The organism is Lentzea miocenica, assembly GCF_033949945.1.
Lineage (GTDB): Bacteria > Actinomycetota > Actinomycetes > Mycobacteriales > Pseudonocardiaceae > Lentzea > Lentzea miocenica.
The window spans coordinates 1-23,797 of the sequence record NZ_JAXAVW010000023.1 but is presented as its reverse complement, the minus strand read 5'-3'; the positions used below and the strand labels follow the sequence as shown (position 1 = coordinate 23,797).

22 protein-coding genes and 1 pseudogene are annotated in these 23,797 nt (G+C 68.5%); 12 read left to right on the top strand and 11 right to left on the bottom strand.

Annotated elements, in window-relative coordinates; translation table 11 throughout:
• Positions 1–4: 4 nt before the first annotated feature.
• The 4 genes from SK803_RS26750 to SK803_RS26735 are packed head-to-tail and all read right to left on the bottom strand — an operon-like array spanning position 5 to position 4,794.
• A complete protein-coding gene (locus tag SK803_RS26750; protein WP_319968863.1) occupies positions 5–289 on the bottom strand; it encodes a phosphopantetheine-binding protein in 285 nt (94 codons plus the stop codon).
• Complete coding sequence (locus tag SK803_RS26745; RefSeq protein ID WP_319968862.1) at positions 286–2,025, bottom strand: ABC transporter ATP-binding protein; 1,740 nt, start codon at positions 2,023–2,025, stop codon at positions 286–288. The genes SK803_RS26750 and SK803_RS26745 overlap by 4 nt, the downstream gene beginning before the upstream one ends.
• A complete protein-coding gene (locus SK803_RS26740; RefSeq protein WP_319968861.1) occupies positions 2,022–3,635 on the bottom strand; it encodes an ABC transporter ATP-binding protein in 1,614 nt (537 codons plus the stop codon). The genes SK803_RS26745 and SK803_RS26740 overlap by 4 nt, the downstream gene beginning before the upstream one ends.
• Complete coding sequence (locus tag SK803_RS26735) at positions 3,619–4,794, bottom strand: acyl-CoA dehydrogenase family protein (protein ID WP_319968860.1); 1,176 nt, start codon at positions 4,792–4,794, stop codon at positions 3,619–3,621. The genes SK803_RS26740 and SK803_RS26735 overlap by 17 nt, the downstream gene beginning before the upstream one ends.
• Between SK803_RS26735 and SK803_RS26730 the strand changes: the two genes are divergently transcribed.
• Together SK803_RS26730 and SK803_RS26725 are read left to right on the top strand one after the other, a co-directional pair.
• Positions 4,761–6,044 carry a condensation domain-containing protein gene (locus tag SK803_RS26730; RefSeq protein WP_319968859.1) on the top strand — a complete coding sequence of 428 codons (1,284 nt, stop codon included), beginning with the start codon at positions 4,761–4,763 and terminating at the stop codon, positions 6,042–6,044. The genes SK803_RS26735 and SK803_RS26730 overlap by 34 nt on opposite strands.
• Positions 6,041–7,453 carry an amino acid adenylation domain-containing protein gene (locus SK803_RS26725; protein ID WP_319968858.1) on the top strand — a complete coding sequence of 471 codons (1,413 nt, stop codon included), beginning with the start codon at positions 6,041–6,043 and terminating at the stop codon, positions 7,451–7,453. Before SK803_RS26730 ends, SK803_RS26725 begins: the two co-directional genes overlap by 4 nt.
• On the opposite strand, the gene SK803_RS26720 is transcribed toward SK803_RS26725, so the two are convergent.
• The 6 genes and pseudogenes from SK803_RS26720 to SK803_RS46585 all read right to left on the bottom strand — a co-directional run.
• Complete coding sequence (locus SK803_RS26720) at positions 7,432–8,265, bottom strand: phosphorylase family protein (protein WP_319968857.1); 834 nt, start codon at positions 8,263–8,265, stop codon at positions 7,432–7,434. The genes SK803_RS26725 and SK803_RS26720 overlap by 22 nt on opposite strands.
• Positions 8,262–9,242: a phosphoenolpyruvate carboxykinase (ATP) gene (locus SK803_RS26715; RefSeq protein WP_319968856.1), complete on the bottom strand. Its 981-nt coding sequence runs from the start codon at positions 9,240–9,242 to the stop codon at positions 8,262–8,264. Before SK803_RS26715 ends, SK803_RS26720 begins: the two co-directional genes overlap by 4 nt.
• The gene (locus SK803_RS26710) at positions 9,236–10,108 is read right to left on the bottom strand and encodes a phosphotransferase family protein (RefSeq protein ID WP_319968855.1); all 873 of its coding nucleotides are present in this window, start codon (positions 10,106–10,108) and stop codon (positions 9,236–9,238) included. Before SK803_RS26710 ends, SK803_RS26715 begins: the two co-directional genes overlap by 7 nt.
• Positions 10,078–11,355 carry a radical SAM/SPASM domain-containing protein gene (locus SK803_RS26705; protein ID WP_319968854.1) on the bottom strand — a complete coding sequence of 426 codons (1,278 nt, stop codon included), beginning with the start codon at positions 11,353–11,355 and terminating at the stop codon, positions 10,078–10,080. The genes SK803_RS26710 and SK803_RS26705 overlap by 31 nt, the downstream gene beginning before the upstream one ends.
• Before the next feature lie 17 nt (positions 11,356–11,372).
• Positions 11,373–12,518: a B12-binding domain-containing radical SAM protein gene (locus SK803_RS26700; RefSeq protein ID WP_319968853.1), complete on the bottom strand. Its 1,146-nt coding sequence runs from the start codon at positions 12,516–12,518 to the stop codon at positions 11,373–11,375.
• Between the two features lie 114 nt (positions 12,519–12,632).
• Positions 12,633–12,830: pseudogene (locus SK803_RS46585) on the bottom strand (cobalamin-dependent protein); the annotation flags it as partial.
• Between the two features lie 286 nt (positions 12,831–13,116).
• On the opposite strand from SK803_RS46585, the gene SK803_RS26690 reads away from it, so the two are divergent.
• The 10 genes from SK803_RS26690 (at position 13,117) to SK803_RS26645 (ending at position 22,307) form a co-directional block, all read left to right on the top strand.
• Positions 13,117–14,454 (top strand): nucleotidyltransferase family protein, encoded by a 1,338-nt coding sequence (locus SK803_RS26690; protein WP_319968851.1) that lies wholly within the window; start codon positions 13,117–13,119, stop codon positions 14,452–14,454.
• A gap of 14 nt (positions 14,455–14,468) precedes the next feature.
• Complete coding sequence (locus tag SK803_RS26685) at positions 14,469–15,407, top strand: hypothetical protein (protein ID WP_319968850.1); 939 nt, start codon at positions 14,469–14,471, stop codon at positions 15,405–15,407.
• A complete protein-coding gene (locus tag SK803_RS26680) occupies positions 15,404–15,892 on the top strand; it encodes a hypothetical protein (RefSeq protein ID WP_319968849.1) in 489 nt (162 codons plus the stop codon). Before SK803_RS26685 ends, SK803_RS26680 begins: the two co-directional genes overlap by 4 nt.
• 1 nt (position 15,893) lies before the next feature.
• On the top strand, positions 15,894–16,796 hold the full coding sequence (locus SK803_RS26675; RefSeq protein WP_319968848.1) for a pyridoxal phosphate-dependent aminotransferase: 903 nt from the start codon (positions 15,894–15,896) through the stop codon (positions 16,794–16,796).
• 4 nt (positions 16,797–16,800) lie between these two features.
• On the top strand, positions 16,801–17,166 hold the full coding sequence (locus tag SK803_RS26670; RefSeq protein ID WP_319968847.1) for an inorganic pyrophosphatase: 366 nt from the start codon (positions 16,801–16,803) through the stop codon (positions 17,164–17,166).
• An 85-nt stretch (positions 17,167–17,251) separates the two neighbouring features.
• On the top strand, positions 17,252–18,706 hold the full coding sequence (lysS, locus tag SK803_RS26665; RefSeq protein WP_319968998.1) for a lysine--tRNA ligase: 1,455 nt from the start codon (positions 17,252–17,254) through the stop codon (positions 18,704–18,706).
• 114 nt (positions 18,707–18,820) lie between these two features.
• The gene (locus SK803_RS26660) at positions 18,821–19,168 is read left to right on the top strand and encodes a histone-like nucleoid-structuring protein Lsr2 (RefSeq protein WP_319968846.1); all 348 of its coding nucleotides are present in this window, start codon (positions 18,821–18,823) and stop codon (positions 19,166–19,168) included.
• A gap of 243 nt (positions 19,169–19,411) precedes the next feature.
• Positions 19,412–20,431 (top strand): FecCD family ABC transporter permease, encoded by a 1,020-nt coding sequence (locus SK803_RS26655; RefSeq protein WP_319968845.1) that lies wholly within the window; start codon positions 19,412–19,414, stop codon positions 20,429–20,431.
• Positions 20,428–21,501, top strand: coding sequence for a FecCD family ABC transporter permease (locus SK803_RS26650; protein WP_319968844.1), 1,074 nt, complete (start codon positions 20,428–20,430; stop codon positions 21,499–21,501). The genes SK803_RS26655 and SK803_RS26650 overlap by 4 nt, the downstream gene beginning before the upstream one ends.
• Positions 21,498–22,307 carry an ABC transporter ATP-binding protein gene (locus tag SK803_RS26645; protein WP_319968843.1) on the top strand — a complete coding sequence of 270 codons (810 nt, stop codon included), beginning with the start codon at positions 21,498–21,500 and terminating at the stop codon, positions 22,305–22,307. Before SK803_RS26650 ends, SK803_RS26645 begins: the two co-directional genes overlap by 4 nt.
• Positions 22,308–22,681: 374 nt before the next feature.
• On the opposite strand, the gene SK803_RS26640 is transcribed toward SK803_RS26645, so the two are convergent.
• Positions 22,682–23,479 (bottom strand): (2Fe-2S)-binding protein, encoded by a 798-nt coding sequence (locus SK803_RS26640; protein ID WP_319968842.1) that lies wholly within the window; start codon positions 23,477–23,479, stop codon positions 22,682–22,684.
• Positions 23,480–23,797 lie beyond the last annotated feature (318 nt).

Genomic DNA, 23,797 nt, shown 5'->3' with positions numbered 1-23,797 from the left:
CTGCTCACAAGGCGCCCCGCTGAGCACCACCGTCCGGCTGGTCAGCAGCGCCCAGCACCTGGAACACAGCCTGCCGCAGCGACCCGACGGAGTCGAACGTGTCAGCGGTGAGCAGCTCGTCCGGCAGGCTGATCGCCAGTTCCGACTCGAGGTCGACGAGCAGCGCCACGGTGCTGAGCGAGTCGAGTCCCAGGTCCATCAACCGATCCTGATCGCGGAGTTCCTGATCTGCTTCCGACAACGGCAGATGTGCGCGCAGCACGCGTTCGAAGGTCATCTGATCGGTCATCGGTACGTGTTCTCCTGTTCCCCGTAACGACGTGCGTACTGTCCGTCAAGTGCCAGAAGGTCGTCGTGCGTGCCCTGTTCGACGATGTGTCCGCCGTCCAGGACCACGACGTGGTCGGCCAGCCGGACCGTGGACAGCCGATGCGTGACCAGCACGGTGATGGCGTTGCCGTGACCCGCGATCTCCGCATGCCGCCGGATCAGTTCGTGCTCGGTGACCGCGTCGAGTGCGGCGGCGGGCTCGTCCAGCACGTGGAGCAACGGTTTCGTGCGCATCCGGCCCCTGGCGAGCGAAATGCGCTGCCACTGGCCGCCGGACAGGTCCATGCCGCCGAACGTCCTGCCCAGCTGGGTGTGCAGGCCGTTCGGCAACGTCGCGATCACCTCGGTCGCCGCGCCGCGGTCCACCGCCGCGCCGATGGCCGCCGGGTCGTCGATCCTCGGCAGGTCACCGATGCCGACGGCCTCCCGCACGAGCAGCTCGAACCGGTGGTGGTCCTGGAAAACGCCCGCGATCCCGGTGTGCCAGGACCGCAGATCCGGCATCGGTCCGCCGTCGACGAGGATTTCGCCCTCGGTCGGCCGGTAGAACCCGCACAGCAGCTTCACGAGCGTTGTCTTGCCCGCGCCGTTCGCGCCGACGAGTGCGATCACCTTCCCCGCGGGCAGTACCAGGTCGATGCCCTTGAGCACGGATCTGCGGTCGCCGTAGGAGAATCCGACTCCGCGCAGCTCGATGCCACTGGTGAGGACGGTGGGCGCGGCTGTGGTGTCTAAGGGTTGCGCGGCGGCGTAGTCGCGCAACCACAGGAAGCGGTCCGTCGCGGCGAGGCCGCGGGCGGCGTTCGTGAGACCGGTCAGCGTGCCGCCGACCTGGCTGCGCAGCTGGGTGATCAGCGTGATCACCAGCACGAGATCACCCACCGACGCCTGGCCCGCGCGCACCAGTGCCGCGACGGCCAGCAGCGCCAGGAGGAATCCGCCGACCAGCACCGCCCACCCCGCGGCCGTGGCGATCGCGTCCACGACGAGAGCGCGGGCCCGGATCTCGGTCTCCTCCCGCCATGCCGTCGCCGCCTCACCGCGCAACCACGCTCCGGCCCGGAAAACGCGGATCTCGCCGGCTTCCGCTCCGGTGCAGGCTTCGAAGAGGTGCCGGTGCCGCCGTGCCGATCGCGCCGAGGTGAGCTCTGCCCGCCTGATCCGTCGACGGCTCCACCGGGGCAGCAGGATCGACGGCACCACGGTGACCGCGAGAACCAGCAGGGACGGGTCCACCGTGGTCAGCAACACGAGACTGAGCACGAGGCTCACCACGAACCGCGCCGTGTCCGCCACCGCCCACACCGCCGATGCGACCTCCTTCGACTGCGTGCGCACCAGCTCCACCTTGTCCAAATAGGACTGATCTTCGAGGTGGTGCAGGCCGGGCACGCCCGCGATCAGCGCGAGGGTGCGGTCCTCCAGCTCGACGCCGACGCGTTCGGAGATGTCGAACTGGAGGTTCTTGCGCAGCCGGAAACCGGCCCACGACACGGCCTTGGCCAGACCCGCCGCCGCGGCGGCGAACAGGACGCCCGGCGTCGACGGCCGGTCGGCGACGTGGCGCACGGCAAGCGCGAACGCCGCTACCGCACCACTTTCCGCGAGCAGGAACAGGATCACCACCATGACCGAGGCCGGCGCCGCCCGCCACGACAGCTCGACGACCAGCCACAGCGCTCGTAGCCGTCTCACCGGAACGCCTCCGCCTGCAGAGCGAACATCCGTGCGTACTGGCCACCGCGCGCGACCAGCTCGTCGTGGGTGCCGAGTTCGCTGATCACGCCGTCCGCCAGAACGGCGATGCGATCGGCGCGCCGCACGGTGGAGAACCTGTGCGAGATCAGCAGGGTCGTGACGCCGGCACCGCGGATCCGGTCGTACAGCGCGAGTTCGGCGTCGACGTCCTGGTGTGCGGTCGGTTCGTCGAGCACCAGCACCTCGGCACCTCGCTCGACCGCGAACAACGCCCGTGCCAGTGCGACCCGTTGCCACTGCCCGCCGGAGAGTTCGCCGTCGGGGAGGCCTGCCGCGCCGGCTCTGGCGAGCGCGGGATCCACACCGTCTTCGCCGAAGCCCACGTTGTCCCGCAACGGCAGGTCGAACCGTGCGAAGTCCTGCAGCAGCACGGAGATGCGCGGGCTGTGCACTTCACCGCGGTCCGGTTCGTACCACCCGGCGAGCAACCGCACGAGCGTCGTCTTGCCCGCACCGTTGAACCCGACGAGCGCGAGCGTCTCGCCCGGCCGCACGTCGAGCGACAGCCCGCGAAGCACCGGCGCGCCGCCAGGGTAGGCGAACCACACGCCGGAGAACCTGATCGCCGTGTGCTCAGGCCGATGCTCTTCGAGAACGTCGAGCCGGGTGCGCAGCCGGTGCACCGCGCGCAGCCCTGGCAGCGCGTGTGCGATGTAGAACGCCTCGTCGCCCATCGACCCGATCGCCAGCACAGCCCACGTGGCCTGGAGGAACACGATCGTCCTGCCCGCGTCGAGCTGGTGCAGGCCGAGCCACGACAGTGCTGCGAACACGCCGCCCGCGGTGAGCAGGACGATCACCGGTTGCTGCCGCAGCACGCGGCCGCGCACCCGCCACACGCCGCTCATGCCGTCTTCCGCGGCGGCGCGAAACCGGCGCAGCAACCACTCGGTGAGCCCGAACAGCCGGACCTCCTTGGCAGCTCCCTTGCCGGCGAGCACCTTCGCCCAGTACGCGGCCGGGCGCAGACGGGGCTTGCGCGCCTCCATCTCCGCGCTGATGCCGAGCCATTGGCGGCGCAGCAACGCGTGCATCGCGAGCATGGCCCCGAGCACGGCGAGTGCGATGTACCAGGAGAACCACGCAAGCACGGCGGTCGCCGCCACCGCACCGGCGAACCGGCAGGCCAGCCACGCCGTGCCCACCGCGCCCTGACCGATCGAAAAGCCGCGCGGGCCACCTGTCGCGAGCCCGACGTCCTCGGTCACGGCCGGGTCGTCGAGGTGGGCGATGCCGCGTGGTCGCTGTGTCAGCTCAATGATCTCGTCCCGCAGTGCGCCGTCGATCGCCCGTTCGGCACGCCACTGCACCGGCGACCACGCGGCGTTCGCCAGGTGCTCGGCGAACAGGACCGCGCCGAGCACCACCAGCGGTACGACCACGTCCTCACCGCGCAGCAGTGCGGCGACACCGGTACCGATGAGCACGGCTCCCGCTACCGGCAGAACCGCGCGCGCCAGCCCGACCGCGATGAGCGCGGTGAGCAGGCGCGGCCCGGCCAGTGGGAGGACGCGGACCAGCGAGACGCGCTCAGGCGAGCCGGACATCGGAATCGGCCAGCGTGAGCGTCCCGGTGGCCACGAGCAGCCGGTCATCGGAATAGTTCAGGCTCGCCGAGCGCAGGTCGCGCAGGTGCCGTTCCAACGGGACGGCGGAGTCTCTGCGGTAGCCGAGTCCGAGTCCGGCGAGCTGCACCATCCGATCCACCGCGCGGTAGGTGTGCTCGGCGGCGACGACCTTCAGCGTGTTCAGGTGGATCTGCGCGGAGGTGCCGAGCGGTGTGCCGTCCGCCCTGGCCCGCGTCACCTCGTCCACCACGCGGTGCAGGTACGCCGACACGATCTCCAGGTCGGTGCGGATCCGGGCGAGGCGTTCGGCGACGAGCGGAGAGCGGGGATCGAGATCCTTGCTCCGCCTGGGCGACCGGACGTGCCCGACCAACGCGGCCAGCGCGCCGCGGGCCGTACCGAGCCAGCACGACGCCCACCCGATGTGTCCCAACGGGATCATGCTGTCCAGTGCGACCTCCCGGAACCGGCCGGGTGCACCGATCACATGCGACTTCGGCACCGAGCCGCGCAGCTTCAGCCCGCCGCTCGCCGTGCCGCGCATGCCGAGCGTGTCCCACCCGGACGTGGCCGACAGCTCCAGCTGCTCCCGGTTCGCGTACACCAGCGTCGTCTCCTGCTGGTTCGCGCCCGGCGAGTCCCGCATCGTCACCAGGAACCCGTCCGCGTGCCGCCCACCGGTCACCACCGGGGCGTCGCGAACGATCTCCACGTCGTCGGCGGAGTGGCTGAGGGCCGCGTCCGACGACAGCAGGTGCCCACCCTTGCCGTGCTCGGTCGTCACCGACGCCAGGTACGCCCCCTCTGCCACCCGCGGTAGCAGCACTTCGCGCAACGACGGTGAGCCGAACCGGACGACGGCGTCGACCTGCTGTGTGTGCATCGCCCAGACGAGCGCGGTCGACAGGCACCCGGCGGCGAGTTCGCCGGCTACCGCCGAAACCGTGGCGAGGTCCGCGCCGATGCCACCCGCGGTCGCGGGCACGAGCAGGCCGAGCAGGCCCGCGCGGCGCAGATCGGCGAGGTTCTCCTCGGGGAACGACGCGGTCGCGTCCACCTCCGCCGCCCGTGCGGCGAACACCGTCCTGAGTTCCCGTGCAATCGATGTCGCGTCGAGCAGTGTCGCTTCCCCCGTCATACGGACAGCATATCGACAATTCAATTGTTTTATCAGTATGGTGTTGCGTGATGATCCCGCTCAGCTTTGGCCAGCGGTACGTGTGGCAGCGAATGCAGGAAGCGCCCATCGAACAAACTCTGGGCGTCAACCTGGTGCGCTTGTGGCGAATTCCGGACGGTGTTCGGCAGACTGATGTGCGGGATGCACTCATAAAACTCACGGGACTGCACGAGGCGTTGCGGACCTCCTACCGCGAGGACACGAGGCCTGTGCAGGTGCTGCACGACCGGTACGAACCGCCGCTGGAGGTCCTGCGCACCGACGACCCGAGAGCCGTGGCGGCGAGCGAGGCGGCGAAACCGTTCGACCTGGCCGTCCCCACGTGGCGGGCGCTGCTGCTGACCAGCGAAGACGGCGTTGACCACCTCGCACTCGTCGCCCATCACCTGACCGCCGATCGGACCGCGATGGCGGTGCTGGCGGACGACTTCCTGACTGTGCTCGCCGGCCGCACTCCGGAGCCGGTGGCACAGCCGAGAGAGGTGGTCGCCGTGCAACAGGCGTGGGGGCCACGCAACGACGCTGCCATCGAGTACTGGCGCGGTCAGGTGCGCACCATGCCGTCGGCGTTGTTCCCCGGCACCACGCACCCGCTGTCGTCGAACGCGCCACGGCTGCGCTTGAAGGCCGTCTCCCGCGAAGCAGCCGGACCCGCCCGTCGCACCGCGGCTGAGCAAGGCGTCTCCGTATCCCACCTCCTGCTCGCGGAACTCGCTCGTGACCTGCACGAACGAACTGGTGAGACGCCACACCTGATGATCACGTCGGCCAACCGCCTGCTGCCTTCATGGCAGCGCAGTGTCGGGTCGTTCGTGCAGTTCGTGCCGGTGCGCATCGAGCCGGGATCGAATGCTCGGGCGGTGAAGGGTGCGCTGCTGCGGGCGATGCGGCACGGGTGTCACGACGTCGATGTCGCCGCGCAGGCAGGGCACGAGATCGAGGCCGAGCGCGGTGTCCGGCTCAACCTCGAACACCTCTACAACTTCATGGAAGGCCGGCTGAGCGGCGGAAACCTGATGCGGAGCACACCGCCTGCCGACGACCTGCACGTCACCAGCGGCCCGGCTCGGCCGCTCGGTCCGACGTTCTACCTGCGCGCGAAGGTGCTCACCGAACTGTCGCTCGAACTGCGCGTCGACACGGCCGCGCTCGATCATGCCGAGGCAGAGGACCTGCTGCTCACGCTCTGCGAAAGGCTGTCCCGATGAGCGTGCTCGCCGAGTTCCGCGACCAGGTCGGCCGCACCCCGGACGTCGTCGCGCTGGAGTTCGGTGACCTCGCACTCACCTACCGCGAGCTCGACGAGAGGACGAACAGACTGGCGAACCACCTGGTCAGCTCAGGTGCCGGTGCGGAGAGCGTGATCGCCATCTCGCTGCCGCGCGGTGTCGAGATGGTCGTGGCACTGCTGGGTGTGCTCAAGTCCGGCGCCGCGTACCTGCCGCTCGACCCCGCCTATCCGGAGGAGCGGATCAGGTTCATCAGCCAGGACGCCCGGCCGGCTCAGGTGCTCACGGAGCTGCCGGACGACTCGGCGAGCCCGATCACCGATCCACGCGCCGAGGTGCACCCACTGCACCCGGCGTACGTGATCTACACGTCTGGTTCGACCGGGACGCCGAAGGGCGTCGTCGGGCTGCACGGTGGCCTGCAGACCCGGTTGCGGTGGTTCGACCAGCGGTTTCCCGATCAGCGCACGGCCAGGGCGGGCGCCAAGACCTCACTCAACTTCCTCGACTCGATCACCGAGCTGTTCAGCGCGTGGTTGCACGGCGGCACGGTGGTGCTCGCCGACCAGCGGCAGGCGGCGAACCCGTTCGAGCTTGCCGCGCTCGTGGAGCAGGCGAAGATCGAACGGCTGACCGTGGTGCCGAGCCTGCTCGCGGCGCTCCTGTCGCCCCGGCTCAGCGGCAAGCTGGTGACCTGCACGTTCTGGATGAGCAGCGGCGAGCGGCTGACCCCGGCGACGGCCGCCGCGTTCGCCCGGCAGCTGCCGGGAGCGCGGCTGCACAACTTCTACGGCACGTCCGAGGTGAGCGCGGACAGCCTCTGGGCGCCGGTGACGGCAGACGACGTGCCGATCGGCACGCCGGTCGACGGCACCGAGGTGAGGCTGCTCGACGCCGCGCTGCAGCCGGTGCCGGACGATGTGGTCGGCGAGCTGTACGTGGCGGGCGCCGGACTCGCACGCGGCTATCTGCGCAGGTCAGCGCTCACCGCCGAACGGTTCGTCGCCGACCCGGCAGGCGAGCCGGGCGCCCGGATGTACCGCACGGGCGACCTGGCGGTGCGGCGTGCGGACGGGGTGTTCGAGTACCGCGGCCGCACCGACGAGCAGGTGAAGATCCGCGGCTTCCGGGTGGAGCTGGGCGAGGTCGCCGCCGCGCTGAGGAGCCATCCGGACGTCGAGATGGCGGCGGCGACCGTCGAGGGCAGCCTGCTCATCGGGCACGTGGCACCCGCGGGCGACCCGGACGAGCTGCGCGAACACGTTGCCCGCCAGCTGCCTGCCCACATGGTTCCCGCGCAGGTCAGGGTGCGGTCGAGCTTGCCGCTCACCCCGAGCGGCAAGCTCGACCGGATGAAGCTGAAAGATCAGAACAGGTCTTCGGGGTAGGACGCGAACATGTCCGGATGCTTGCCGCTGTGCGCGCGCACGCACCCGCAGTTGCCGTCGAACGGGCTGCTGCCCATGGACGCGATGCCCGCCTGGAGGATCGCCTCCATCTTCTCCCGGCCCTGCCTGATCGTGCCCCTTGACCGTGCCCTGAACTCCTCCGGATCCTGTTGTGACTGGTCACGCATGTCGTGATACGAGTCGACGGCGACCGCGATCGCGCCGTAGTGGCCGTGCCGCCTGCGCACCAGGGTGAACTCGGGGTCGAGCGTCTGGCCGACGATCGAGATGCCGAGCCGGTCGAACAGCTCGAGCTCGGCGAGGGTCTCCACGCGCGAGAAACCGTAGAAGCTGACGTAGACGCCCTGCTCGTGCACCGGGATGCCGGTCTCTCGGGAGCCGCGCAGCAGCAGCTCCCGCAGGTTCTTGCAGAACGACGGGATGACGTGCGCGTTCGAGTACGCCCCGTGCAGCGGCGGCAGCGAGACGCGTGGCCCGGAGAACGCGATCAGGTCGTGCGGGATCACCAGATCGCCGGTGCGCACGTTCTTCGCGACGCCGCCGACGACGAACGTGCCGATGACGTGGTCGACGCCCAGCTCGTCGAAAGCACTCTGGTTCGCCTCGAACGGGATTTCCCAGCTCGGCGTCCGGCGACCGGGAAAACGGCCGTAGAGGAAATGCGTTTCCACGCCCGACATCTTTCCGCTGAAAATGCGGTCGACAGGGCCGTGGGCGGTGGACTGGCGATTCGGCCGGAATCCTTCTTCGCGGATGATGCGGTCGGCGCGCAGCACGATGCCCAGCTTCATGTGGTGATCACCTCGTGGTGGATTTCCGAGCGGACGAAGTCGAGGAAGGAATCCACCCAGTCGCGTACCGGGTGGGTGTAGCGGTGGTAGCGCAGCCGGGTGGCGAGCGAGCCGACCGCGTGCTCGGACAGCTCCGGCACCGGCGCGCCGACCGCGGCGAGGAAGCCGTGCCGCCTGCGGTCGGCACCTGTCTCCAGGTGTTCGGCGAGCAACGCCCGGATCTCGTCGCCGTCCAGCCGCTCGGCGACGGGCGTGGTCAGCTCGGGGTCGCTGCACAGCTCGATCACGACGTCCGCACGGGCCCGGCTCGCCACCCTGCCACCCAGCGCGGGTACCTCGGCGACGAGCAGGAACGCCTTGTCCTCCCGCGTCGCCGGATGCCGGGTGGCGGCACCGGCCAGCGCCTCCGCGGTGAGCACAGGGCGGTGCTGGGCCAGAGAGTCGGTGCGGATGCCGACCGCCCGCGGACCGCCGACTGCGTCCCAGCGGTTGTCGGTGGCGACGAGCAGCACGTCATCGTTCGACACGAGCGCACCGTCACCGCACCGGACGAGCGACAGCGACGCGGTGGTCTTGCCCGCCCACTTGCGGCCGACCAGCAGGACCCCGGTCCCGCCGACCTCGATCGCCGCGCCGTGCAGCGGAATCGCGCCGTTCGCGACCGCCATCGCCCTGGTCAGCGTCCGCACGTACCTCGTCACGAGCACCGGCATCCACTCCGGCCGGTCGCACGCGATCACCACGTGCCGGCCGCTGCACGTCATGTGGTGAGCGGGCTCGGGTGGTTCGCCGGTGAGCCGCGCGTCCGCGGGCAGCGTCTCCCGCAGTTCGATCGTCCACAAAGGACCGACCGGGTGCTGTCGCTCGACGAGGAACGGCGCGGCGAAGTCCGTCAGCCGCCGAACCGCGTTCGCCGGACCGCGCAGGGCGAGCGTGACGTCGCCGAGCGGAGGGGACACCAGAACCTCGGTCAGCACAACGCCTCCAGCCGTGCTCGTCCTTCACGTTCGAAGTTCTCGTCACGGGTGCGTCTCGCTCCCATGACCGTCGTCAGCGCGCACACCAGCCGTGCGTAGTTCAGCAAGGCCTCGTCCGGCCGCACGTCGAGCGCGTCGACGAACTCGGTCCGCCCGCCGTCGATCGAGGCGAGTTCGCGGTCCCAGATGCGTTCCAGGTCGAACTCGGCGAACCCGGTGCAGGCGCGCTCGAAGTCGAACAACGCGTACCCGCCATCGCGCCGGACACCGATGTTGCGCAGCGAGAAGTCCCCGTGCAGCAGCACGTCCGGCGTCTCCACCCGTGCGGCGGCACGCACCACGTCACGCGTCGTCGTGCCGGTGAGGTTCGCCTGGTGCTCGGCGTGGACGTCCGGCGCTTCGCGGGCGAAGCGCTCCAGCAGTGCGCCGAACACGTCCTCGCTCGCCTCTCTCCGACGCAGCCCGGCCGGCGGATCGGTGGCGTGCACCGTGTTGAGCAGCGAGGCCGCCCGCGCCGCCGTTTCCGTCGTCCACGGCGGCGGAACCAGGTCCTGCCAGGCGAACACGGCGTACTGCCCGGCACCCGGCAGCTCGCCGCCGTCGAGCAGGCCGCCGAGAGCAGCGGCGACCGCGCGTTCAGCCGCCGCGTGCTCAGGTCGTGCGTAGAGCTTCACGAAGATCCCGGCACCGCGCAGCCACGCGTTCGCTGACCGTGCGTTCACGTCGTCGGGTTGGATCTGGCGCAGCTCGCCCGCGTTGAGCTGCTGGGCCAGAGCTCGCACCACGGCGTCCGGCAGCACGGCTCCGGCGAGCGTGCCGTCGAGCACCTGCCCCGTCATGCGGTCGTCTTCGGCTTGCCGATCCACGTGCAGAGGTAATCCATGTGCACGAGACGCTTGTCCGTGGGCACGGTCGGCTTCTGCGGGAACGGGTACTGCGGCTTGATCTCCTTGGGGCAGTAGGGATCGCGCACGAACAACGAGCGCTCACCGGTCTCGTGGGCGTGGTGCAGGTACGACCGTGCCGCGCAACCGCCGTGGCACTGATGGGACAGCTCGCAGCCGACACATCCGGGAATCGCGTCCGGGTTGGCGTTGCGCCTGCGGAACGAGGCGAACTGCGGCGAGCGCACGATGTCGTACAGGCTGTCCGTGCGCAGGTCGCCGAACTTGTAGTCGTGCAGATAGACGCACGGCGAGACCGGGATGCGCCCGTCCGGCGTGATCGAGTGGATCCGGAACGAGGTGCGGCCGCACGGGCAGCCCTTGGCACCCTGGTAGTTGGTCACCGCCGAGATCGGCGGCTCACCGAGGTCGATCGGATCGCAGTGTTGCAGCAGCAACGAGAAACCCTCGTAGTACTGCTCCGCGGTGAGCAGCGAGTCCATGTGCGCGGGCTCGACCGGCTTGATCGGGTTGACCCGGATGTGCGCGTCGTACTTCACCGCCAGCTCGAGCAGCTTCTCGATGTGCTTCGGCGTGAAGTTCCAGTTCATCCCGCACATGATGATCGTGTGGTCGATCCCGTACTCCTTGGCGAGTTCGAGAGTGCGGATCGCCTGCTTGTAGATCTTCGCGCCGCGGTTGGCGTTGTGCTCGTCCTCGAACGGCGAGTCGAGGCTGACGTCGAGGTCGTTCAGCCTGCGCCAGGACGCGTTGTGGTCGCGTTCCAGGTGCAGGCCCGTGATGCCGGACGTGGTGAGCCCGACGATGATGCCCGCCTCGTTGAGCCGGTCGATGATCTGGGGGAGCAGCGTGTTGCGCGGATTCGCGCCGTTGGTGAACAACGGCTCGTTGCCGCCGAGGTTCACCGTTTCCACGCCGATGCTCGCCAGCTGGTCGACGATCCGTTCGATGATGTCGACGGAGAAGTCCATGCCCTTTTCCCGGGCCGACATCGAGTAGCAGTGCGTGCACCGGTACGGGCAGTCGTTGCCGAGAGTCCACCCGATGTTCTTGATGGTGATCTCGCACTCGTCGAGCTCCGGATGCTCGATCGGTCCCACCGAACGCGTGTAGTGCGCTTTGGGGTCGATGACGGAGAGAGGAAGTCGCTTGGTCGACCTCTCCCACGGGTAATCGGCTCCAGTGGTCGGCGCTTGCAGGTCGGTCATTTCCCCCAACTTTCCGATCAGCACAGGAACGGGTTGTCGTCTGCGTCGTAAACCAGCCCGGCTGTGGCATAGGCGTGGTTCATGCGCTGGTCGAACCGCGAATACCACGGTTCGGTCCGGGCGATCTCGGCTTTGAGCAGCTCTTCGCACCTCTGCTCCAACCGGGCGGGATCGCCGGTGTTCTGGGCGAGTTCGAGCAGCTCGCCGAAGAATTCGATGTCGACGCGGCGCAGTGCGACCGAGAGCTCGTGGAACAGCGCGAGCTCCTGGTCGGACAACGCTTTGGGTGCCGAAAGCGGGTCGATCGCCTTGTCGTAGACGGCGGAGTGCTGCTTGTGCCAGCGCTTCAACGTCGCGTAGACCTGCGCCGCGTGCGGGTCGCGCACCCGGTAGCGGGTGTTGCCGAGCACGTCGGCGTCGACCTCCAGCTCACCGCGCTTGAGCAGGCGGCGGGTGAAGTTCGTGCCCGCCGCCGCGTACATCTCGGTGAAGATGCCCTTGGAGATCGTCCAGTCGTAGCGGCGCATCAGCACGAGGTTGTCGTCGAGCTCGGCGAGCGTGGTGTGGTCGTCGAACAGGATGTGCCCGGCCTGCACGTAGATGCCGTGCTTGCGGAAGGTGTCCAGCGCGGCGAGGTTCTGCCCGACGTCAGCGCGCTTGGCCATCCGGCGCAGCGCGGACTCGGAGAAGTTCTCGATGCCGCAGGAGAACGCGAAGAAACCGGCCCTGGCCAGCTCGGAGACGACCTCTTCGCTGGCCCGGTCCGCGCGGATCGATCCGCGCATCCGCAGCCGCAGGCCCCTGCGTTCGATCTCGTCCGCGAACGCCGTGCACCAGGCGGCGTCCCGCGGCGGTTCGATCAGGCTGTCGTCGATCAGCTTGAAGTGGGTCGCACCGAGTTCGGTCAGGTGCTCCAGCTCGTCGACGATCCGGTTGATTCCGCGCTGACGCCACGTCGAGCCGCCGCCGACGCGTTCGAACGCGACGATCGAGCAGAACGTGCAGGACGCCTGGCAGCCGCGGGCGGTCTGGACGTGCACGAGGCTGCGCCTGGCCACGGTGAGCGCCAGCGTGTCGCGAGCCGGGTCGGGCAGGTCGTCCATCGGCAGCTTGGGCGCCGCCTCGTGGTTGTGGTGATGCACGCCGGCGTCGGAGTAACTCACACCGGGTATTTCCTTGAGTGCGTGTGCATCGAAGAAAACGTGTTCCGCGAGCATGCGCATGGGAACCTCGCCTTCTCCGCGCACAACCGCCGTGAAACCGGCATCGAGGAAATCGTTCGTGTGAAATGTAGGGCCGTATCCTCCTGCCACCGAGAACACCGCAGGGTGCCTGGCGCGCACCAGATCGATGGTCTCGATCGCACGCTCCATGTTGCTGCGGTAGCACGCGAAGCCCAGCAATGCCGGATTCGATTCGATTATCCGTTCGGCCAGCTGAGCTACGGAGAGTCCTTCCAGCCAGCCGTCCACCACCTGAACGGAGTAGCCGTGACTTCGGAGAACCGCGGCTAGATAACCGAGCCCGAGGTTCTCCTCCGCAGTGCGATGGGTAACAGGCGCCGGAGTGGCAAGGACAATGCAACGCGCACGACTTTCCCCCGTTTCTGCCAATCAGACCCCCAGAATCCGGCAGATTCACTTCGAGGCTACAACGGGGTTCGGCGTACTTGTCAAGACTGTACGTGACGGGGTGGACACGGTAGGTGGTTGTCGGTACGGTCCGATTGGATGGCGGCTCTATACGGGGGTAGAGAAGTCCATGGCCGATTCCTTTCCCGAACTGTCGTTCGGGTATGTGAGTCCGCGGGTGCTGGACGCTGGTCAACTGCTCGCCGCGGTTGATCGGGGGGAGCGGACGATCGAGCGCGCGGCCGACGTGATCCGGCGCAACCGAGTCGTGCTGATCGCGTGCGACAACCTCGGCCGCGCCGACCACCCGACCGCCGCCGCATTGCTGGCGGAGCTCACCCCGTTCGCGGAAGAGCGGCACCGCAGAGCCGCGAACATCGAGCGTTCCCACGCCCTGCTCGACGAACTCGCGACCGCGCTCGACATCGGGGTCTGGGGTATCAAGGGTCTGTCCACCATGCACGGCTACCCCGATCCGGCCCTGCGCGAGATGCGCGATGTCGACTGCGCGGTGTACGGCAGGGACGAGGCGTTCGTGTTGGCGCGTGCGTTGCGCGACAAGGGCTTCGTGACCGACATCCGCGAGTTGCCCTGGCTCAAGGCCGCCTGCGACGGCACGCCGTACGGCCAGTACAAGCTTCAGGGCCCCAACGGTTTCGCGGCCGTGGACATCCACTTCGGACCCGTGTACTCGACCGGGCACTGCGGCCTGCTGCCCGTGCCCGCGCCTTCGTCACCTGGTGTGCGCCCGTTGCCGATCGTGGCGAACCTCCGGCCGATGCTCGGCAACAGCGGCGGCGACATCCACATCACCGCCAAGGACGTGAACGACCTCTGGGTCGCCTCGAAGTCGTTGTCTTCCAGGGACATCTCCGAATTCATCGGTGACGCCCGCGCCGCCGCGCTCGGCAACCAGCTCACCGCGATCGCCGAGACCACGCTCGCCGTGACCGGCACTTCCGCGGAGCAGCGCACCGCGTTGCAGGCGATCGCGTGTGCGGGCAGCACCAGGATCGAGAAGCCGCTGCTCGCTTCCGGCCTGATGAAGCGCACGTCGTCGGCCAGGGTTCTGCGCACCGCGACGCGTGCGTACCGCCAAGCGGCCGCTGGGACGCGATCACGTCTCGTGCGCGCCGGTGTCGTGCTCGGCGCGCTCGCCTACTACTCCGCTCCGCTCAAACTGCGGTTGTCCCGCCTGCCCGCGAACCGCGCCCTGCCGAAGCAATGGCGGTGTGTGCGACTGATCCCGTTGTCGCTCGCGCAGGCGTTCGTCGCGGACGGCGAGAAGGCCGTGAAGTCGTGGGAAGGCGACGCCCGGCCAGGCGAAGGCATCCCGGGTGACGCCGGTGACGTGAGGTTCGAGCCGGCGGGCCGAGGCCATGTCGTGGTCTCCGGTGACACCGTCTTCGTCCCGACCGTGTGGTTCGGCCTGCCCGCCGGCGTGATCGCGGCGGCGGCCAAGCGATGATCACGCGTCCACCCGTGACGCTCACGTCGGCGCTCGCGGTCGTCGGCCTCACCCCGGAGGAGCTCGAGTCGAAGCTCGGCGCCGTCCTCGACGAGGGCGAGCCCTACGTCGTCGGATCGCTGGCGTCCGGATTCGGCAACTCCGCCAGCGACGTCGACGTGCACGTGCTGGTGCCCGGGCTGGAGGAACCCGCGCGCCCGCAGCTGCACTTCGCCGGCGAGGTGGCGGTCGACGTCGAGCGCTACCCCGCACACTGGCCCGCCGACCTGATCACGTCCGCCCGGTCCGCCGGCGTCGCCCGGCTGGAGTGCGGCGACATCGCGCTCGAGACCCCGCTCGGCAGCCGGTCGCGGCGCTGGGCATCCCGCTGGCCCTACGCCGTGCCGGTGCGCGACTCCCCGCCGATCTTCGACTCCGACGGCATGGCCGCGCTGCTGCCGCTGCTCGTCCGTGCCGCTTTCGACCAGGTGGTGATGTTCGCCGCGACGGCACGGCTCGCCGACGCCGCCGGCGCACCGGGCCCGGCCAGGAGCCAGTTGTGGTCGCGGGCCGAACGGCACCTGCTCGAACTGCGTTGCCGTGCGGCGGGGGAGGTCACGACGGGCCAGAAGTGGTTGCCGAACCGTGTGCGCAGGCTGGAGCTCGCGGCCGTGCCACCGACCGGAACGGCAGCGGGTTTCGCTGTGGCGCGCGCCGAAGCTGGTGTGCCCGTGGTCGACGAGTGGGAGCTGGTGACGGTGCGCCCGGCGGCAGGTGCCCGCGCGCAGACCCTGGCCGGGCGCCGCTATCTGGTGAACCGGCACGACACCCTGCTGGGTGAGTGGAGCGAGTTCACCGGAACGCTGGCAGCGGCGGTCGCGCAGCTCGGTGCCGCGCGGGTGCTGGCGGCGGTGCACCGGGCGGAGCTGGATGTGGCCGTGGACGGTGACGCGGTGCGGAAGGCGTTGGCATGACGGAGTTCGACGGCACGTGGGTGGTCACGCACGGCGCGCACATGGCGTGGCGCTACGCACGTTCCGTCCAACCGGCGCTGGCCGATATGAGGGCTGCGCTCGACGCGGGCAACTGGGCTTTGTGCGTCGAGTCGTGTGCGCTCGCTCTGCGTGCGATCGTGTTCTGCCATCACGTGGGCGAGGGTGTCAGCGGTTCGCCGACCGAGGTGGAGCTGCAGCTGCTGCTGGCGTTGGACGAGCGCCCGGCGGCAGTGGCGCTGCGTGACCTGCCGTGGAGCGTGCACGCGAACGAGACCGACGCGCGTGCGGCGGTGGATGCGGTCGAGCGGCACGACGAGGAGTTGCGGGCCGCGTTGCCGTTCGACATGCCGGTCATCCGGACCGCGGGTGGCTACGGACCGACCGTGCGCGTGACGGCGACCGTCGGCAAGTGGCGTGCCGATCGGGGAATGGGGCCGGTTTCCTGGAATCGCGAAGGTTTGTGAGGTGCTCGACCTCACCGGCGGGCAGCTTCCGTGGCCGGACGACCTCCGTGCACTGTGGACGGACTGCCTCGCCCGTGCCTGCCACGGCGCCATGGACCGCACGCCGCCGTGGCGCGGAGTCGCCGGGCTGAGCGAGGTGCTCGGCGAGCTGCTCGAAGTGCCGGACCACGTGTACGTGACCTCGGGTGTGCGGGCGCTGATTCCGGCGTTCACCCTGCTCGGGCGCAAGGTGATCGTGGAACGACCCACCTACGACGGTGTGCCGGCGGCGTTTCGGCGATGTGGCGCCGACGTGGAGCTCGGGGACCTCACCGACGCGCTCGACGCCGATCCCGCGCGGCATCTCGTCTGGCTCACCTCGCCCGGCCGCAACCCGGACGGCTGGACCCTCACCGAAGAGCTGGCCGGCGAGTTCGGCGCGTGGGTCGCGCGCGGTGGGGTGGTCGTGCAGAACGAGACCTACCGGTGGTTCGCCGGTGACGGGCCGCGGGTGCCGGGTGCACATCTGATCGGGTCCTTCAACAAGCTCGCCGGCGGCTGGTCCCGCACCGGCTGGCTGGCCGGATCCGCGGACGGGCCGCTGGGCGCCTACCTGCGGACCGGGACGCCGCCGACGCCGTGGCAGGCGGCCTGGGCCGCGTTCGCGGACCGCGGCCTGCCGCTCCTGTTGGAGCGGGCTCGCAAGACAGGCGAGATCACCAAGCGCGTGGCAGCGTTGACGGGCACGAGCGCGCGGGGCGCGTCCGTGCTGGTACCTGTGAGTGCTGAGTGGTTGCGAGAGAGAGGTGTGGCCGCTGGGCCTGGTCCGGCGTTCCACGCACCGGAGCACACGGCGCGGCTCAGCTTTCTCGGCTGTGACGACTGCGACCACGACGCCGTGCTGCGCGCGGCACTGGAAAACTGATCACATGGCACATCCCGGCTCGGCGAGGTTCTTCGCCGCACTCGACCAGCTCGTCGCCGAGGGCGAGATCGTGATCGACCGGCCGAAGGGCAAGCCCCACCCGCGCATCCCAGAGGTGATCTACCCGCTCGACTACGGCTACCTGGCGGGTACGACCAGCGGCGACGGTGACGGCATCGACGTGTTCGTCGGATCGGCGCCGGGAGCGGGTGTCGCGGGTGTCCTGCTGACGGCGGACGTGGTGAAGCGCGACGCCGAGATGAAGGTGCTGGTCGACTGCACCACGGCCGAGATCGTCATCGCTCGTGACTTCCTCTGCGAGCTCGGCATCGGCGGCCACCTCGTGAAACGGGTATCCGGTTCGCTTTGACTTCCCGCGTGTCCGTACCCTTCTCTGCGTGAGTGAGCAGCCGAAGCAAAACCTCGTGACCAGCGAAGAAGACCTGCCCGAGCAGATGCGCGTGCGCCGGGAGAAGCGTGCGCGGCTGCTCGCTTCCGGTAAGGAGCCGTATCCCGTCGAAGTCGCGCGCACGCACACGTTGCGCGAGATTCGCGAGGCGCATCCCGAACTCGAACCCGACACGCAGACCGGGGAGATCGTCGGCATCACCGGCCGGGTGATGTTCATGCGCAACACCGGAAAGCTGTGCTTCGCGACGTTGCGCGAAGGCGACGGCACCGAACTGCAGGCGATGCTGAGCCTCGCCGGTGTCGGTGAAGAAGCACTTTCCGAGTGGAAGACCGATGTGGACCTCGGTGACCACGTTTTCCTGCACGGCGAGGTCATCAGCTCGCGCCGCGGTGAGCTTTCCGTGATGGCCGACGCATGGCAGCTGACGTCGAAGTCCCTGCGCCCGTTGCCGGTCGCGCACAAGGAACTCGGCGAGGAAACTCGCATTCGTCAGCGATACGTCGACCTGATCCTGCGGCCGATGGCGCGGGACACTGTTCGGACCCGTGCGAACGTCGTTCGTTCTCTGCGCGACTCGTTCCACCGGCGTGGATTCCTCGAAGTCGAGACGCCGATGTTGCAGACGCTGCAGGGTGGTGCGTCCGCGCGTCCGTTCATCACGCACTCGAACGCCCTCGACATCGATCTGTACCTCCGCATCGCGCCGGAGCTGTACTTGAAGCGCTGCGTGGTGGGTGGCATCGAGAAGGTCTTCGAGATCAACCGCAACTTCCGCAACGAGGGCGTCGACTCGTCACATTCGCCCGAGTTTTCGATGCTGGAGTACTACGAGGCGTACGCGACGTACGACTCGAACGCCGTTCTCACACGTGAGCTGATCCAGGAAGCCGCTGAAGCGGTGACCGGTTCACAGATCGTCACGTTGGCGGACGGTAGCGAGTACGACCTGTCGGGTGAATGGACGACGCTCAGCATCTACGAGTCGTTGTCCGAGGCTGTTGGTGAGGAAATCACCCCCGAGACGCCTGCCGAGGCGCTGCGCAAGCTTTGTGACCGGCACGAACTCGAGGTGAACCCGAAGTTCGGGCACGGCAAGCTGGTCGAGGAGCTGTGGGAGCACCTGGTGTGCGACTCGCTGTACGCCCCGACGTTCGTGCGCGACTACCCGATCGAGACGTCGCCGCTGACCAGGCAGCACCGCAGCAAGCCCGGTGTCGCCGAAAAGTGGGATCTGTACGTCCGCGGATTCGAACTCGGAACCGGTTACTCCGAACTGGTGGATCCGGTGATCGAGCGGGAACGCCTGGAAGCGCAGGCGCGTCTTGGCGCCGCCGGTGACGTCGAGGCGATGCCGATCGACGAAGACTTTCTGCGATCACTGGAGTACGGAATGCCACCGAGTGGTGGCGTCGGAATGGGTATCGATCGGCTGCTGATGGCCCTCACCGGCCTGGGTATCCGGGAGACCATCTTGTTCCCGCTCGTTCGCCCTGAATGAGTAACTTTCCGGATGTCGATAGGTGCAATGCGGCACCCGTGCGCTAACCTGCCTCGCAAGAGGCTTTAGTTGGCGACGCGGGTGACCGCGCATTCGGGGTCCTGGAGGATACGCATGGCGCAGAAGGTCACGGTGACCCTCGTCGACGATCTGGACGGTTCCACTGCGGAGGAGACCGTCGAGTTCGGGCTGGATGGTGTCAGCTACACGATCGACCTTTCCTCGGGCAATGCAGGCAAACTGCGGGACGCTCTTGCCGACTTCGTCAGTGGTGCGCGTCGCGCGGGCGGTCGCAAGCGCATTGGCCCAGGTCGCCCGGCGGGTGTGAAGGCGCGCCCGGCATCCGCGGATCGTGAGCAGAACCAGGCCATTCGCGAGTGGGCCCGCAAGCAGGGCATGAAGGTGTCGGACCGCGGCCGGATCCCGGCCGAGGTGCTCGACGCCTACCACCAGCAGGGCTGAAATTCGGTAAAACACGAAGGGGTTCCGGGAATCGTCCTGGAACCCCTTCGTGCTATTTGAGTGACTGATCAACTACTCACCGAGTGACGATGGTCGGCCCAAACGACATTTGGTTGATCCAACAACGTTTTCGCCGAATATTGCGCGCTGATCTTCTTGGCCCCTTCTTCCTGCTCCGGTTGTGATCAGAACCGCCTCCCTGCACGCCGGTGGCCAGCGGTACTTCGGTTAGGCTTGCCTGTCTTGAAGCTGCTGCTAGGAGGGTGGGCCTTGGGTCGTAGGTCGCTGGGCCTGCTCTTCCTGCTGGTCGTGCTGGTCGCCGTGTGCCTGGCGAGCATCGCGATCGGCTCCAAGGAGATCCCGCTGTCCGGGGTCTGGCACGGTCTCTTCACGCCGACCGGCGTCGAGGACGACGTGGTGGTTCGCGAGCTGCGGATCCCGCGGACGTTGATCGGCATCGCCGTGGGCATCGCACTCGGTGTCGGTGGCGCGCTGATGCAGGGCCACACGCGCAATCCGCTGGCCGACCCCGGCATCCTCGGCGTCACGCACGGCGCCGCGCTGGCCGTGGTGCTGTCGATCTTCCTGCTCGGCGTCAACTCGCTGGTCGGCTACATCTGGTTCGCCTTCGCCGGCGCCATGATCGCGAGCGTCGTGGTGTTCCTGCTCGGGTCGGCAGGGCGAGGCGGACCGTCGCCGGTGACGCTGGCGCTCGCCGGTGCCGCGGTGTCGGCGCTGATGAACGGCCTGGTGTCCGCGATCGTGCTGCTCGACCAGCAGTCGCTCGACGCGTTCCGGTTCTGGCAGGTCGGCGGCATCGCCGGCCGCGACACGACGGTGCTGACGCAGGTGTTGCCGTTCCTCCTGGTCGGCCTGGTGGTGGCGGCGTTCAACGCGCCAGGCCTCAACGCCATGTCGCTGGGTGAGGACGTGGCCAAGTCGCTGGGCGTCAACGTCAGCAGGACGCGGTCGCTGGGCATCCTCGCCATCACGCTGCTGGTGGGCGGGGCCGTCGCCGCCTGCGGGCCGATCGGGTTCCTCGGGCTCGTGGTGCCGCACATCGCCCGTGCGTTCACCGGGCCGGATTACCGCTGGATCCTGCCGTACTCGGCACTGCTCGGCGCGATCCTCATCCTGTTCGCCGACATCGTCGGCAGGGTGGTCGCCCGCCCGTCCGAAGTGGAGGTCGGCGTGATGCTCGCGCTGATCGGCGCACCGTTCTTCATCTACCTGGTGCGGCGCAAGAGGCTGGTGAAGATTTGACGGCGACCAGGTCCAGGCCCGCGGCACCCGCTCTGAGGCTGGGTGCCGCCTCGTTCAAGCTGCGTCGCCGGCCGCTGCTGGTGGTGGCGGCGGCACTGGTGGTGCTGGCGGCCCTGTTCGTCGTCGACATCATGATCGGCGACTTCCCGCTGACCGTGTCGCAGGTCGTCGACACGCTGTTCGGCGGCGGCACCCGGCGCGACCAGTTCGTGGTGATGGAACTGCGGATGCCGCGCGCGTTGACGGGCCTGCTCGTCGGCGGTGCGCTCGGCCTGTCCGGCGCGATCTTCCAGGCGATCGTGCGCAACCCGCTGGCCTCACCGGACATCCTGGGCGTGACCTGGGGAGCCGGTGCGGGCGCGGTCTCCGTGATCACCTTCGCGGGTTCGCTGGGCGTGGTGACCGGCAGCGCGGCGTCGCTCGGCGTGCCACTGGCCGGTCTGGCAGGCGGGCTGTTCGCGGGCCTGCTGGTCTACGCGCTGGCGTGGCGGCAGGGCATCGAGGGTTTCCGGATGGTGCTGGTCGGCATCGGCATCACCGCGGTGGCCGGCAACTTCACGCACTACCTGCTGACCGTCGGCGACGTGCTCGACGCCGGCCGGGCGATGGTGTGGATCACCGGGTCCCTGAACGGGCGCGGCTGGGAGCACGTCGTGCCGGTGGCGTTGGCGCTGGCCGTGCTGGTTCCCGTGGCGTTGATCGGTGGTCACGTGCTGGGGGCGCTGCAGTTCGACGACCAGACCTCGCGCGGTCTCGGGATCCGGGTCAACGTCGCGCGGTCGTTCCTGATCATCGTGGCGATCGTGCTGGCGTCTGTGGCGACTGCCGCGGCCGGGCCGATCGCGTTCGTCGCGCTGGCCACACCGCAGATCGCGTTGCGGCTGGCCGGGACCGCCCAGCCGCCGTTGTTCGGGTCTGTGGTGGTGGGCGGGGTGCTGGTGATGCTGTCGGATCTGGTGGCGCGGACCGTTTACCGCACTGAGTTGCCGGTCGGTGTGGTCACCGCGGTGCTCGGGGCGCCCTATCTGATGTTCCTGCTGGTCCGGAGCCGCCGGGAGGCGCGGGTATGAGCGCGGGTTTGAGTGTGCGTCTTGAGGCTTCGTCGTTGTGCGTCGGATACGGGGATCGGCTGGTTGTCGACACCTTGGATCTGTCGATCTTCAGCGGCACTGTCACCGCTGTGATCGGGCCCAACGGGTGTGGCAAGTCGACCTTGTTGAAGGCGCTTGGGAGGTTGTTGCCGGCTCGGTCTGGTGCGGTGTTGCTGGACGGCAAGGCGATTGACCGTATGGCCACCCGGGATGTGGCGCGGGTGTTGGGGATGTTGCCTCAGGCTCCCTCGGCTCCTGAGGGGCTGACTGTCGCGGATCTGGTTGCTCGGGGGCGGCATCCGCATCAGGCCTGGTATCGGCAGTGGTCATCCGATGATGCTGAGGCGGTTGAGGCCGCGTTGGCGATGACCCGGATTTCGGATCTGGCCGAGCGGACGGTGGACGAGCTGTCCGGGGGGCAGCGGCAGCGGGCTTGGATCTCCATGGCGTTGGCTCAGGGGACGGATCTGTTGTTGCTGGATGAGCCGACTACCTATTTGGACCTTGCTCACCAGATTGATGTGCTGGATCTGGTGCAGGAGCTGCATGCGTCCATGGGGCGGACGATCATCATGGTGTTGCACGATCTGAACCTCGCGGCTCGGTATGCGGACAACATCGTCGCTATGCGGGATGGGCGGATTGTGGCTCAGGGGATGCCTGGGGAGGTGCTCACCGAGTCGATGTTGCTGGATGTCTTCGGGCTGGATGCCCGGGTTGTGGAGGATCCGGTTTCCGGGACGCCGCTGGTGGTGCCGGTCGGGTCTCGGCATCGGTTGCCGTAGGTGGTTGCGTTGGGTGGGGATGGTCCCGTTCAGGGATTTCGGGGCTCCGCCCCGAACCCCGCCAATCTGATCTGGGGAGTCCTCCGCCACGCGTGGGTTGATGGCACGCCAGTTGCTTTGGGCGGAGTTGCGTTGCGTAGGTGGTGCGGTCCGGGCGGGTCCCCGTCCCAAGTCGTACCAGAGCGGGCCACAACCAGGCAGGGGTGTCAACTCGACGAAAAGCGTGTCGAAAAGCGTGTCGAGTTGACACCCCTGCCTGGTTGCAGCAAGTGCTGAGGCACGACTCGTGACGGGGACCCGCCCGGAGCGCTGTCTCAAGCGTTAAAGCGCCTCGGCTTCGCCGTGGGGTCGCCTCGCCTGCGGCTTCGGCGTGATTAGGAGCAGGTGCGCGGGCAGGCCGTGCAGGGTTCTGCGTCCGGGAGCACGTAGTGGAAGCAGCAGCTGTTGCGCTTGCGCTTCCAGCCCTCGTCGGTGAGGTGGAGGGTTGAGGCTGAGACGAAGGGCTCGAGCTTTTCGGGGAGGATCATCGCGGCGTCGGTGACGCCCGCGTTTTCGTCGCCGAACAGGCGGCCTGCGGCCCAGGGGCCGTATTCGAGCATGTCGGTTGCCGCTGCCCAGAGCTGGCGGCGGCCGAAGCGGACCACCTGGCCGAAGGAAGAGACGAACTGGGCCGCGTGGGCCGCGTAGCGGGCGCGGAGGATCGCGGCCAGGGCGGCTTCGGTGGGGACGACGGTGGCGGCTGGGTGGTTTGAGGCCGGGTCGTCGGGGAGGCAGGCGAACTCGTCGCACATCAGGGCGATGCCGTCTGGGTGCGGGCGGCCTTCGGTGGCGATGTGGAAGGCCATGTCCGAGGGCTTGAGGGTGGGTACGCGGCGGGCCGTGTGGAAGAGCAGGCCTGCCAGGTAGCCGGGCTGGTGCAGGTACCAGCCCATGATGTAGCCGGCCGTTGCGCGGTCGTCGGACTCGCCGTACTGCTCGACCAGCCATGAGGCCAGGTCTTTGCGCCACAGGTCGAACCGCGACGGCTCGGCCAGCAGGTCCGAACAGATCGTCCAGTCTGCTGGGGGCGTGCCGAAGCTGATCTCGGTGCCTGCGTTCAGACGGGCGATGGATTCGGCCAGAGGCGTGAGCGCGTGCGGGTTCTGCTGTGAGACCCTCGCAGGTACGGTCAACGCGCAAGTCCTATCTCATATGTATGAGGCTTGCCTAACCTTACCTAAGGCGCTCTTGTTTTGCCTGTTGTGGTGGGCCCGGTCACAGGAGTATCGCTCAACGGTCGGTTGTTCGCGCTCAGCGGACATCGCCCGATCTGTGGAATCCGTTGCTCCCGACCTGCGTTGATGCCGATGTCAGAGTTTGCCGGACGCGGCTTGCCGCTGATGGGAACCACAGGCCTCGGGACCGCCTACTACAGTGGAGCCACGGTGCCGCGCTCACCAGGGTAGATCGGTGGAGCCGAGGACCGCCGACGCAGCAGTCAGGGAGTGCGA